Here is a 12,764-nt window from a genome sequence, read left to right on the forward strand (position 1 = left end):
AGACGCAGTGCGAGACTTGGGGACACGCCGCAAGGGCATGTCCCCGTCAGAACCCTCTACTCCCCCGGCGTCGTCACCGTGAAGCCCTTGGCCCGCAGCTGGTCCAGCACCCCGTCCTCGGCCAGCAGCGAGCGCAGCTCGATCACCGCCACGGCCTTGCCGGGCGTCTTCAGCGCCGCGGAGATGGCCCGCACCGCGTCGTCGCGGCCGTCGCGCAGGTCGCGGGCGATCGACGGGGTCGAGGCCAGGCAGCGCGAGAAGCCGCGGTCGGCGGCCAGCACCTCGCGCACCTCGCCCCGCGCCCAGCGCTCGGCCAGGGCCTTGATCCCCTCCTGGCCGCTCTCGGCCTGGCGCAAGCCGGCGTCCAGGCACAGCTCCTGCAGCGGCTGCGGCGCCCCGCCCAGCGACTTGATGGCGTCGACCAGGCTGTAGCCGGGCAGGTTCTGGATGCGGGGACGCTTGTCCAGGTCCTTGCCCTTGGCGATGTCGCGGATGGCGTCGGTGACGCCGCCCAGATGGATCGAGACGTCGCCGCCCTCCCCGCCGTTGGCCACCAGGAAGCCGGCGAAGGCGGGTTTGACCTCGTCCATGCTGTCGGGCTTCTCCTTCATCGCCGCCAGCCGCGCCTCCAGCCGGGCCCGCAGGTCCGGCGGCAGGGTCTGGCGCATCGGCTTGTCGGTGATGAAGTAGCGCTTGCCGGCCAGGGCCAGCGAGATCAGCCGCACCACGCTGACGTCGGCCTCCTGGCCCATGATCAGCACGTTGGCCCCGTCGACACGCCGCTTGAACACCGACTCGTCGACCTCCAGCTTGGCGGGCGTCAGGGCCGGCACGCCCAGCACATAGACCGTGGTGTCGGCGTCGCTGACCTTCCACCAGGCCGGCCCCGGCAGGCGGGCGTTGACCACCAGTTCCTCGACCATGTTGGCCTCGGGATCGACCTTGCGCAGGTCGATCGGCCCGGAGGCGTCGACGGCCTGCTGGGCGAAGGCCGAACCGGAAAACATCAGGCCCAACACCGCCAACGAGGCGGCCAAGCGCAACTGCGTCACTATCTGTGTGTCTCCAGCCGTGGCGGAATCGATCTAAGATGATCGGTCTTCCACACTTGGAAGGGCCCCAAGCTGGGCCGTCAAATTACCATGCTGCAATGCGGCCCCGGCCGCGCCGAAAGCCGTCCCAGATGCCGATCCGCCGCCTGCCGCCCGAGACCGTCAACCGCATCGCCGCCGGCGAGGTGGTCGAGCGCCCGGCCAGCGCCATCAAGGAGTTGGTCGATAACGCCATCGACGCCGGCGCCACCCGCATCGAGGTCGAGGCCCACGGCGGCGGCCTGACCCGCATCCTGGTGGCCGACGACGGCTGCGGCCTCTCGGCCGAGGAACTACCCGTCGCCATCGAGCGCCACGCCACCTCCAAGCTGGCCCCCGACGAGGACGGCCTGTGGGACCTGCTGCGCATCCACACCATGGGCTTCCGGGGCGAGGCCCTGCCCTCGATCGGCTCGGTGGCGCGGCTCTCCATCTCTTCGCGCGCCAAGGGTCAGCGCGACGCCTTCTCGATCCTGGTCGAGGGCGGCAGCGTCGGCGACGTGGCCCCGGCCGCCTTCGCCGGCGACCACGGGGCGCGGATCGAGGTGCGCGACCTGTTCTACGCCACCCCCGCGCGCCTGAAGTTCATGAAGTCCGAACGCGCCGAGGCCCTGGCCATCACCGAGGAGCTCAAGCGCCAGGCCATGGCCCACGAGGCCGTCGGCTTCTCGCTGGACATCGACGGCCGCCGCATCCTGCGCCTGCCGCCCGAGCATCCCGGCCCGCAAGGCCGCCTGGCCCGCCTGTCGGCCGTGCTGGGCCGCGACTTCCACGACAACGCCCTGGAGATCGACCAGACCCGCGACGGCGTGCGGCTATCCGGCTTCATCGGCCTGCCCACCTACAACCGCGGCAACGCCGCCCACCAGTACCTGTTCGTCAACGGCCGCCCGGTGCGCGACCGGCTTCTCCAGGGCGCGCTTCGCGCGGCCTACGCCGACTTCCTCGCAAGAGATCGTCATCCGACCGCCGCCCTCTATGTCACGCTCGACACCGCCGAGGTCGACGTCAACGTCCACCCGGCGAAAGCCGAAGTGCGGTTCCGCGACCCGGCCCTGGTGCGCGGCCTGATCGTCGGGGGCCTGCGCCACGCCCTGGCCGCGGCCGGCCACCGGGCCTCGACCACCACGGCGGCGAGCGCGCTGGACGCCATCCGGGCGCAGAGCCTGGTCCCGCCGGGCGGCGGCGGTTACAGCGGCTACCAGCCCGCCCCCTCCCCCGCCGGCTTCTCGGCCTGGCAGTCGGGCGGCTGGACGCGGCCCGCGCCCCAGGTGCTGCCGGGCCTGTCGGACGTCTCGGCGAGATACGAGGCCGCGCCGGAGGAGGTCTACGCCACCCGCGCCGAGGCCTTCGGGGGCGGCGGCGGCGGCGTCGCCGAGGCGGTGCGCGAGGCGGCCTACGGCGGCTACGACGCCCCGCCCAGCGTCGCCTATCCCGGCCAGCCGGACCACGGCCCCGCCCCGGCCTTCGACCCCGTCGACTTCCCGCTGGGCGCGGCCCGGGCCCAGGTGCACGAGACCTACATCGTCGCCCAGACCCGCGACGGCGTGGTCATCGTCGACCAGCACGCCGCCCACGAGCGCCTGGTCTACGAGCGGATGAAGGGCGAGATGGCCGCCGGCGGCGTCGCCCGCCAGACCCTGCTGCTGCCCGAGGTGGTCGAGCTGGACCCCGCCGAGGCCGAACGCGTCGTCGCCCGCGCCGAGGAGCTGGCGGCCCTGGGCCTGGTCCTGGAAAGCTTCGGCCCCGGCGCCGTCCTGGTCCGCGAGACCCCGGCCCTGCTGGGCAAGACCGACGCCGCCGGCCTGGTCCGCGACATCGCCGACGACCTGGCCGAGAACGGCCAGGCCCTGGCCCTGAAGGAACGCCTGGAAGAGGTCTGCTCCACCATGGCCTGCCACGGCAGCGTGCGGGCGGGGCGGCGGTTGAACGCGGTGGAGATGAATGCGCTGCTGCGGGAGATGGAGGCGACGCCGCATTCGGGGCAGTGCAACCACGGGCGGCCGACTTATGTGGAGCTGAAGTTGGCGGATATTGAGAGGCTGTTTGGGCGGCGGTAGGGGGGCGGGCCAGGTCGCCCCCCTACCGCCGGGCGTCTAGACCAAGGCCGCGCGACGCTTGGCCTTGTGCTTGATCAGCACCTTCTCGAATTCGCCGACGGCGAACTCGTGGCTCGCCTGGTTCTTCGAAAGCTTCTGAGGATCGAACCGCGCCATGTCGAGAACAAGCCGATAGGCACCAGCGATGTCAGGCAGATACGCGTCGAGAAATTCGAACGGGTCCGTCGCCCAAACCACACTATTGCCGTCGATCGTCATCAGTCCCTTGAGCCCATACACCAACGGCATGATCAGGCCGTCCGGATAGCGATAAGTAACCGGCCGATCCGTGAACGGGGTACGAGGCTGAGTCGCCACGTATGCGGTTTTGTCTTTCGCCTGCTCGCGTCTGGCGGGGTCATAGATCTTTACGATCGGGTTCGCCCCGAAACGGAAACCGTTGGAATTATAAGCCTCCGGGAATTGGGCATAGATCTTGTCGTAGAGCTTCGGAAGATTAGCCAGGATATCGAAGCAGGAGGCGACTGTATCGTTGATGAGTTCATGGGTGGGTCCGTCTCGAGGTTCGGAAATCTGCGGATTCAACATCAGCTTGTCGAACTGCTTCGAGCACTCTCCCTTGTTCCGGTAGATGTTCTGAGGGGTCACCGAAATATCGAGCGGCAGCAGCTGCTCTTCATTGGCCTTGTTCAGCGGGATCCACGCGAGGGCGAGGAGGTCGCGCACTTTGATAGGCCTGGCTTCGCTGCTCTCCCACTCGTTGCTCTTCCACTCGACGCGAGCGGCAAGGTCCGGATCCAGACGCTCCCGAATCTCCGTGTAAAAACCAAGCTTGTTCGACTTCGTTTCCTGGGTCAGTTGGGCGTTGTTGTTCCGCGCCGCGCAGATCTCCAGCACCGACATCTCGAACTGCTGCACCGAGTTCGCGTCTTCAGTATCAGAGGGAACCAGCAGTTCGACGGGAACGAGAAAGTCGAAGCGATCCCGGACCTCTTCGAGTTCGGACCGGCGTTCCAGCCAAAGATCCTTCATCTCGTCCCAGCGAGAGACGCCAGCGAGTTCTCGCCTTTCGACGACGTGAGAAAGCATGTGGATGCCGATGCCCAGCATATTGTGGCCACCATCGAGAACACCTTCAGACGCCGGATCCTCGAAAACCAGTTGGAAGCGGTTGCGCTGGAGGGGTTCGTACATGGAAGTGCCGAGCAGGATGCCCTTCGTCTTGAAAGGGAAGAGCTCCGGAGTGCTAACGAGCGAGTCGATGATCGCCTCGGTCACTGCCCCGGTTTTTGCGGCACGGGGGTTAGCCTCCAAGGAAAGATGATCAAACAGAGGGTAGAGGTCCCGTCCACGAACGAAGCCCGTGTACCGCTTAATGCCGGCGATGGAATTTTCGGCCGAGACGTGGCTCAACCGCTCCTCGTCGCGCGCATTCGGCTGTTCGGCCACAAGGGCAAAACGGATGATAATCTTGGGGGTGTCAGTCATTTCCAGTCCTTCAATCGAAGAGACTGGCCTCGGCCATCAGACGCACCTTCGTGCGCAAGCCATTTCGGTCCAGGACCGATCTGATTTCGCCGCTTTGCAGCAGCACAAATAACCGAAACCATCTCGGTTTCTTTTCAGCCTCCATCCAGAGGCACGGTGAAGTTGTGGCTTTCGCCACCAGTTGTCAAGGTAGCAGTGAAGCTGCCTACCCCTGGCTCGATCTCGGCCAGCGGAATACCACCCAAAACTCACGGCTTTGCTTGAGGCGTTCCTATCGCCAGTCGATGTCGATGGGGGTGATCAGGCCCGTCTCGTGGTCCCAGACTTCAGGATCGTCCCTCGCCGCGCGGACGATGATGCGGTCGCCCTGGTCGTTGATCGCCAAAGGGATCGCGTCGGATGGGAAGCCGGCCCAGGCTCGCGCCTGGTCGACTTCCTTCACGATGTGGCTGGCGGTGCGCGCGATGGTCCGGCGATCGGTCGGGTCCCATACGGGGTGGATGGTCCAGTCGTCGTCGGCGGTGGCGACCTCCCCGCCATTGTCCTTCGTCAGGCGCTCCCGGAAGGTTGGCGGCAACCGGCGCCCCAAGGCCTGCTCGGCCTCGACGATCAGCGCCTCGCGGACTGGAAATGGCATGAGCTCCCCCTCGGCGGCTTTGACGGCGAAGGCTGCATCCGCCCCGCCGGATGCGGCCACGCCTTAAACCCTTGGTGGATGGGAGCTCTGGGGACTGACCGAGTCAAGGACCGCCTCCGGCGGCCGCGGAGCGGCGGCGCGGCGCGCCGTCCTTGACTCGGTCAGTCCCCAGAGCACGCTGGCAGCCAAGGTTTCAAGGCGCGGCCTCGCCGCTGCGGGCGGTCTTTCCGGGCTCGGCCACTCCCTTTTGATCCGCTCATCCCGGCGAATGCCGGGACCCAGATGGAATGGCTTTGAGGCTGACGCCACGAGCGCTGAGCCTCTCCAATCAACCAGACCGCCATGGGATCTGGGTCCCGGCATTCGCCGGGATGAGCGGAGGTTAGGGGGATACAGCGCGCTCAATCCCCGCGACCGTCGAGACAAACCCCAGCCAATTCAACGCCCTGCAACAAAATCAGCGTCACATCCGCCGCCGCGTTCAAACCGCCCGCATACTGGTCCTCGCCCTGTCGTGGGGAGGACGTCCGGCCGGCGACCGATACGTGCGACAGGGGCGGTCGAGCGGGAAGCGTTCGTCGGTGGTCTTCAGTGACGCTTCGGCGTCCTGGGCAGGTTTCCCTGAAACATCGGGACGAAGCCCAGGCGGCGGAGGATCGGCGGACGCGGCGGGCCCGGGCTGAAATCGCCCGGGCGGTCCGGAAGGGTCGTCAACCTTCCGCCCGTCGGGGGCCTCCATCGGGAGCGGGTTAAAACCCCGCACCTCGAAGGCTCACCGGAAAACGATCCGCGCGGAGCGTCCAGACCCTGTCGAAACGGTACTCTCCACAATCCTATGCCGGGCATGGCCCGGACGCTCCGCCGCCTCCCACCCGCCGGGCTCCCCGGTCGGGGACATGCGCTCGCGCGTGTCCCCAGCAGCAGTCTCCGCGCCAGGACTTGGGGACACGCCCAAAGGGCATGTCCCCGGCCTTGCCGGCCGCCTGCCGCCCGAAACTGCGCCGCGCCCCGCCACGTTGATCCCGGAACACCCGTCCTCCGGAGCCCTCCCATGCAACTCCATCGCGGCCGACTGATCGACCATGTCCACCTGCGCACCCAGGACCTGCCCGCCATGAAACGGTTCTACAAGGCCGTGCTCGAAACGATCGGCGTGCCGCTGGTCGAGGGCAGCATCCCCGGCGCCGGCGACCACGTCTGGGCCGACGAGCTGTGGATCGACGTCGGCGAGCCGGCCAGCCACGTGCACCTGGCGTTCCAGGCCGCCGACCAGGAAGCGGTCAAGCGCTTCCACGCCGCCGCCCTGGCCAACGGGGGGCGCGACAACGGCGGGCCGGGCGAGCGGCCCTACCACCCCGGCTACTACGCCGCCTTCGCCTACGACCCCGACGGCAACAACATCGAGGCGGTGTACCACGGGCCGCACGAGCGTTCGGCGCCCAGCGTGGAGATCACCTTCCCCGATCCGCCGAAGGGCTAGAGGCGCGGCGTCAGGCCGTGGGTTCGACCAGGGTCAGGCCGTAGCCTTCCTGGCCGTCGTCGGTCACGGCCTCGACCATCTGCAGGGTCACGTCCTGGCCGGGCCGGCCGGGATCGACCTCGACGGTGTTGGTCACCACGCCATCGACCACGGCGTAGAAGGCGAAGCTGTTGCCCGTGCCCACGTCCAGCCGCTCGGTGGGCTGGACGACCAGGTCCGAGGACAGCACCGCCTGGCCGGGCGCGTCGGCCGCGTAGGCGGTGATCGTGAACAGCACCGGCTCGCGCAGGGTGTTGATCAGGACCAACCTGTCGGGCACGTCGCCGGGCTGGCTGGCCAGCTCGAAGAAGAACACCCCGTCGCCGGCTTCGAGCCGGGCGGTCAGGCGCCAGGCGCCGTCGGGCAGATGCACGGTGTTGGTCGTGTAGGTGTTGCCGTCGATCGCCACCGAGGCCGAGACCGTATAGCCCTTGACCGGCGGGACGATCACCACGCCCTCGGCGGCGACGTCGACCTTGCCGGACAGCGCCTGGGTCCGCTCGTCGCCGCCCTTCAGGATGGTCAGCTGGGCGGACTGGTCGGTGGAATTGACGGCGGTGATCTGGGTCATGGCGGCTCCCCCCGGGGCTTCACATCCCGGGGATAGCACAACCTTGGCAGGCGGATCACGCCTTTCGCGGTAGCTCCAAAACTAGCGGCCGGACGCCTCGAACGCCGCGAACTCCCGCTCCAGCCGCCATTGCGCCGTCGCCTTGCGGCTGCCGGCCAGGAAGGCGTCGCAGGCCGGGCCGGCCTTGGCGCAGGCGGCGACCGGCGTCTTGGGCGCGGTCCACAGGCTGGGCCCGGGCAGGAAGCTGTATTCCAGGCTGGCCCGGGCGGCGGCCTTGAGGTCGAGATAGGTCAGGCCCTGCTCGGTGACGGCCCGCAGGTACTCGTTGGTCAGGTCGATGCGCGAGACGCCCTCGTCGTCGGTGGACAGCACGAACGGCACGCCGGCCTTGCGGTAGAGGTGCAGCGGGTGGTCGGCGCCCTTGACGCCCAGGATGACGTCGTTGCTGGTCAGGTTGATCTCGACGGCCACCTTGTCGCGGGCCATGCGGGCCAGCAGGTCGTTGGCGCCGTCCTCGTAGGCGATGTCGACGCCGTGGCCGATGCGGCGGGCGCCGGCTGTCTCGACCGCCTCGCGGACGTGGAAGCGCAGCTCGCGCGGGGTGACCAGGCCCAGGGTCAGCTCGCCGGCGTGCAGCGACAGCTTCACGTCCGGATACTGGGCGTGCAGGTACTGCAGCATGCGCATGTGCAGCCGGTAGTCGGACAGCGAGACCGGATGGTCCTCGGGCGCGACGATGTTGACGCCGACGAAGCGCGGATCGGCCTGCGCCAAGGCGAAGGCCGAGGCCAGCTGGGCGAAGACCACCGACGGCTTGAGGATGCGCACCGCGAAGCCCTGATAGCCCAGCACCACGGCGCAGGGACCGGTGCGCGGCTTCTGGGCCAGGCAGCCCTGGCGGCGGTCGGCGTCGGCCTCGGCGGCGTCGAACTCCTGGCGGGCCTGGGCGACCATGGCCGGCAGCCGGGGCTTGATCGCCGCCAGGGCGCCGGCGAAGTCGTCGGTCCAGGGCGTGTCGCTGAACGACCAGGCCAGCTCGCCCATCGCCGTGGGGTTCACCGAGGTCTCGACATAGCCGACGGTGTCGCCGGCGGCGTATTCGCGGGCCACGGCCAGCAGGGCGCCCAGCTTGCCGTCGCCCGCGGCGCCGAACCGGCCGAAGGTGGCGAAGAACTGGTCGTGGCCCGAGGCCATGGCCCCGTCGGCGCCGGCGTCGTAGTTGCGCATCGACAGGGCGTTGATCGCCCGGTTGTAGAGGCCCGTATTGGCCGCGGCCAAACCCTTGGCCGGGACCCTGCCCGGCGCGTCGCAGGGGCCGGGGACGATGGACGGCAGGACGTCGGTGGTCACGCACAGGCCGCCCTCGTCGGCCCAGGCCAGGAAGTCCTCGGCATAGGCCGCGCCGGACAGGTGGTTGTGCAGGTCGCCGCCCTTGGGCATGGCCCGCAGGAACAGCCGCAGCTGGGCGCGGTCCTTGGCGACGGCGTTGAAGCGGCCGACCGTGCTGGCCTCGGCGGCCTGGGCGACCGCCGGGGACGGAGACGTGGCGGGCGGAGGCCGCTGGGCGTGGGCGGTCCCCGCCGTCGTCAGCAGCGCGGCCGTCAACACCGCGACAGGAGCCGCGCCCGCCAGTCGTTTCACGCCGATCATCGTCTCGCCCACCCAACCCCATTCGAAGTGTCGGCCAAGGTGATCGGCATCGCCGGCTAAATCCAGCGCAAATCCTGTCCCTGGAACGCCTTCGTGGGGTTTGCCCCCGCCCAGGGGGAACGGGACGCGGCTCAGGCCACCGACGAGACGGGGGCGATCTCGGGGGTCGTCGACCAGTCGTGCATCGGCAGGTTCAGCCAGGGCAGGTGCGTGGCGCCGACCGGCTTCTCCAGCAGGTCGGTGACCGCCTCGCCGGTCAGGAACGGCGCCTGCTGCTCGATGCAGTGGTTCAGCTCGCGGCGGGTGCGCACGTCGGTGATCCCCTGCCAGACCTGCTTGCGGCGATAGACCGGGGCGTCGCGCAGGAAGCGGTTCACCGCCGCCAGGCGGGTGGGCTCGTCGGCCTGGGGCAGGACCAGGGTCACGCTGCTGGCCAGGTCGGACGGCAGGTCCTCGATCCGGAAGGCGGGGTCGGCGACCCGCAGGTCCAGCCGGGCGAAGAACGGGTCCAGGACGCGCTTGACCTGCGACAGGGCCGAGAACGACGGGGCGCGGGGCGTATCGTAGACCGCGGCGGCCAGGCGGGCCCGCGACCCGGCCGGCAGGGCTTCCAGATGCGGCAGCAGCTCGGCCCGGGCCCCGGGCTTGACGATGGTCGAGAAGCTGATCGGGAAGAACATCACCCCCACCGGCACGGCGGCCAGGGCCTCGGCCGCGGCGGCCAGGGTCGGGATGTCGTCCTCGGGGCGGTCGGCCTCCTGCCGCGCCGGCGACAGGCCGAACACCGACGCCGTCCGCGCCGGCCGCCAGACCGCCACGCTGCCGATGAACACCTGGCGGGGTCCGTGATAGACGCCGCGCCAGCCGACCCGGGCCGGCGGGCCGGGGTCCTCGGCGGGCGGCGGCGCCAGGGCGGCCAGCTCCTCCATGGTCGGCGCCCCGCAGACGGGTCCGCCCTGGGGCACGACCGAACTGACCTCGTTCGGCGTGATGCGGCAGACGCGCCCGACCAGCGAGCCGTCGTCCTCGCCGTCCAGCAGCGCCTTCAGCTCGGCGGCGTGCAGGCCGGCGAAACGCATGACGTCGGTCTGGTCGCCTTCGAACATCAGGAGGACGATGTCGCCGTCGCCCTTGTCGCCGAACAGCTTGTGCTGGAGGTCGCGCGACAGGGCCTGCAACTCCCGGGCGTCCAATTGGGTGGCGCGCGGGTCGGCCAGCACGAACGAGAACGGCGCCACCAGCCCATAGCGGCGCGGCCACAGCCAGGTGGTCTCCAGATAGGCTCCGGCCACCTTGCCCACCAGGCCGGCCATGGTGTCGTTGTCGGCGAACCGGAGTTCGTCGCCCACGAAGACCTTCAGGCACGCGATCGCTGTCATGCGGCCAACATGCGCGGGGAAGGTTAGCGGTCCTGACCCTCGGGACCGAAATCGCCCGCGACCCAGCGTCGCGGGGGATGGACCTCGCTAGGCGACCTTCAGCGGCAGGGCCGCGGCCGGGGCGGCGCCGATCGGGCTGGCCATCAGGTCGGTGATCGCGGGGCCGGAGACGAAGCGCAGGCCGGCGGCGCGGCAGGCTTCCAGCTCCTTGGGGTCGCGCAGGCCGGTCACCCCTTGTCGAACCCCCTTGGCGCGGTAGGCGCCCTGGGCCGAGGCGAACTTGCCGATCGCCTCGATGCGCAGGCGCAGGTCGTCGTCGGGCAGGGTCAGGGTGATGCTGGTGGCCAGGTCGCCCGGCAGGGTGGCGACCGGGAAGTTGGGCTCGGTGATGTTCAGGTCGATGAACGCGAAGTGCGGCTGCAGGAACGCGCGGATCTGGCCCAGCGTGCCCAGCGAGGGCTCGCGCGGGGTGTCATAGATCGTCGCGCCCAGGCGGGCCTGCATGGCCAGCGGATAGCGCGACAGCCGGCGCTTGTAGGCCTCCTGCGAGGACGGGGCGGTCAGGTTCCAGAAGCTGAACGGCACGAACAGCATGCCCGCGTCGCCGGCCTTGGCGAAGGCGGCCTGGGCGTCGTTCAGGCAGGTCAGGTCGCGGGTCAGCAGCGGGGCGTCGTCGGTGGGGCGCGGGGTCAGCAGGTCGGCGCGCAGGCCGATGGCCGCGCCGACGAACGACTCCGACGGCGGATGGTACAGGCCCCACCAGCCGGTGGCGGGCGGGGGCGGCGGCTTGGGCTTTTCCGGGGCGGGCGCCGGCTTCGCGGCGGCGGCGGGCGCCGACGGGGCGGCCGGGGCCTTTTCGGCGGCCGGCGCGGCGTCGGCGACGGCTTCGGCGGCCTCGACGATTTCCGCCGCGGGCTCGGCGACGGCCGGAGCGGCCTTGGCCGGCGCGGTCTCGTTCAGGGCGGCCTGCAGTTGCTCGTCGACCACGGCCTCGCTGGGCGCGCTGGGCACGGCGCGGATCTCGGCGGCGGTGATCACCTGGACGTGGCCGGCCGGACCGGCGTAGCCGCGGCCGGCGATCAGGCTGGCCAGGGACGCCTGGGACAGGGCTGCGAACTGCAGGACCGAGGTCTCGTCGCCCTCGAAGGTCAGCAGGCAGACCTGGCCCGCCTGACGGTCCGGGAACAGGCCGGCCTCCAGCTCGACGGCCAGGGTCTGCATCTCGACCGGGTCCAGGCTCTCGGCCTTGGTGTCGGCCAACACGAAGGCCAGGGGCGCGACGGCGCCGTAGCGGCGCGGGGCCTTCCAGCGATGCTTGAGGTACAGGTCGGCGGCGGCTTCCACCTGGGAGACCGGGATGTTCCGACCCGCCTCGCCCAACGGACTGGCGGTCCCGGCGACCAGAATTCTCAAGCACGCAATAGCCGTCATGGGCCGGGAAACTACGCGCGAAAGCTTGGCGAAATCTTTACGTGAAGATAGCTAACGCCATCTTTACCTCAAAGATCAACGTTCTTCGCAGAACTGTGACAATTGGGCGCGGATTCGCGGGGAAAACGCCCCATTCAGCCCAGCCTCCGTCATCCTCGGACTTGTTCCGAGGATCACGAGCGGAGCTACGCGAACGTCTCCTGCAGCCGGAAATCCAGCCGCTGCTTCACGCCCGGCCAGTCGGCGTCGGTGATCGAGAACACGGCGGTGTCGCGCACGTGGCCGGTCCAGGTGATCTTGTGGTTGCGCAGCACGCCCTCGCGGTCGGCGCCCAGCTTCTCGACCGCCGCCTGGCTGCGGGCGTTGCGGACGTCGACCATGAACTCCACCCGGATCGCGCCGGCGTCGAAGGCATGACCCAGCAGCAGCCGCTTGGACTCCGGATTGATCGGGCCCGAGCGGGCGTCGGGGTGCAGGAAGGTCGAGCCGACCTCCAGCCCGCGATGCAGCTTGCGGATGTTCAGGTAGCTGGACGTGCCCACCACCTTGCCGTCGCTCAGGCGGCGGATGGCGTAGCCGATGCGCTCGCCGCGCTCGGTCTCGCCCTTCAGCGCGCCCCACCAGTCGGCGAAGCCTTCGCCGCAGCCGTTGGTCGACATGATCTCCCAGCTGGCGGGATCGCAGTCGATCGCCCCCTTCAGCTCGGCCCGCAGTTCGCCAGGTACTTGGGGGGTGATCGGTTCCAGCCGGACGTAGCGGCCTTCGAGGGGGTGAATCTGGATGTTCATGGCCGGCAGGATGGCCTCGACCGGCGGCCCCGCGCAAGCATCTGGCGCCCCTCTTTTCCATCGGTCTGGCTCTTTGCGCCCAGGGCGGCGGCGGGGAGAGTGCGGGCGGCGCGACGCTGCCGACACATCCTGACACCGACAGGCCGCAAG

10 protein-coding genes are annotated in these 12,764 nt (G+C 69.6%); 2 read left to right on the plus strand and 8 right to left on the minus strand.

Annotation, left to right across the window (positions count from 1 at the left end; all coding sequences use genetic code 11):
* Positions 1-56: 56 nt before the first annotated feature.
* Complete coding sequence (locus BR39_RS0103990) at positions 57-1,052, minus strand: TraB/GumN family protein (protein WP_029907960.1); 996 nt, start codon at positions 1,050-1,052, stop codon at positions 57-59.
* 131 nt (positions 1,053-1,183) lie between these two features.
* Between BR39_RS0103990 and mutL the strand changes: the two genes are divergently transcribed.
* A complete protein-coding gene (gene mutL / locus BR39_RS0103995) occupies positions 1,184-3,151 on the plus strand; it encodes a DNA mismatch repair endonuclease MutL (protein ID WP_029907961.1) in 1,968 nt (655 codons plus the stop codon).
* Positions 3,152-3,187: 36 nt separating this feature from the next.
* Here the strand turns inward: mutL and BR39_RS0104000 are convergent, their stop codons facing one another.
* Both BR39_RS0104000 and BR39_RS0104005 read right to left on the minus strand, forming a co-directional pair.
* Positions 3,188-4,639: a hypothetical protein gene (locus tag BR39_RS0104000; protein WP_029907962.1), complete on the minus strand. Its 1,452-nt coding sequence runs from the start codon at positions 4,637-4,639 to the stop codon at positions 3,188-3,190.
* Positions 4,640-4,910: 271 nt separating this feature from the next.
* Entirely contained in the window at positions 4,911-5,336 is a 426-nt protein-coding gene (locus BR39_RS0104005; protein WP_051695147.1) for an SMI1/KNR4 family protein, read from the minus strand.
* A gap of 991 nt (positions 5,337-6,327) precedes the next feature.
* On the opposite strand from BR39_RS0104005, the gene BR39_RS0104010 reads away from it, so the two are divergent.
* Entirely contained in the window at positions 6,328-6,756 is a 429-nt protein-coding gene (locus BR39_RS0104010; RefSeq protein ID WP_029907964.1) for a VOC family protein, read from the plus strand.
* 10 nt (positions 6,757-6,766) lie between these two features.
* On the opposite strand, the gene BR39_RS0104015 is transcribed toward BR39_RS0104010, so the two are convergent.
* From BR39_RS0104015 to BR39_RS0104035, 5 genes are all read right to left on the minus strand, one after another.
* Positions 6,767-7,366 carry a hypothetical protein gene (locus BR39_RS0104015; protein WP_029907965.1) on the minus strand — a complete coding sequence of 200 codons (600 nt, stop codon included), beginning with the start codon at positions 7,364-7,366 and terminating at the stop codon, positions 6,767-6,769.
* Positions 7,367-7,447: 81 nt separating this feature from the next.
* Positions 7,448-9,016, minus strand: a complete 1,569-nt coding sequence (locus tag BR39_RS0104020; protein WP_029907967.1) for an adenosine deaminase — start codon at positions 9,014-9,016, stop codon at positions 7,448-7,450.
* 131 nt (positions 9,017-9,147) lie between these two features.
* The gene (locus BR39_RS0104025; protein ID WP_029907970.1) at positions 9,148-10,395 is read right to left on the minus strand and encodes a hypothetical protein; all 1,248 of its coding nucleotides are present in this window, start codon (positions 10,393-10,395) and stop codon (positions 9,148-9,150) included.
* An 87-nt stretch (positions 10,396-10,482) separates the two neighbouring features.
* A complete protein-coding gene (locus BR39_RS0104030) occupies positions 10,483-11,808 on the minus strand; it encodes a hypothetical protein (RefSeq protein ID WP_231499395.1) in 1,326 nt (441 codons plus the stop codon).
* A gap of 203 nt (positions 11,809-12,011) precedes the next feature.
* Complete coding sequence (locus BR39_RS0104035) at positions 12,012-12,614, minus strand: GNAT family N-acetyltransferase (RefSeq protein WP_029907974.1); 603 nt, start codon at positions 12,612-12,614, stop codon at positions 12,012-12,014.
* Positions 12,615-12,764: the final 150 nt, after the last annotated feature.

Origin of the sequence: Caulobacter sp. UNC358MFTsu5.1, assembly GCF_000712075.1 — a bacterium.
In the GTDB taxonomy this organism is placed as follows: domain Bacteria; phylum Pseudomonadota; class Alphaproteobacteria; order Caulobacterales; family Caulobacteraceae; genus Caulobacter.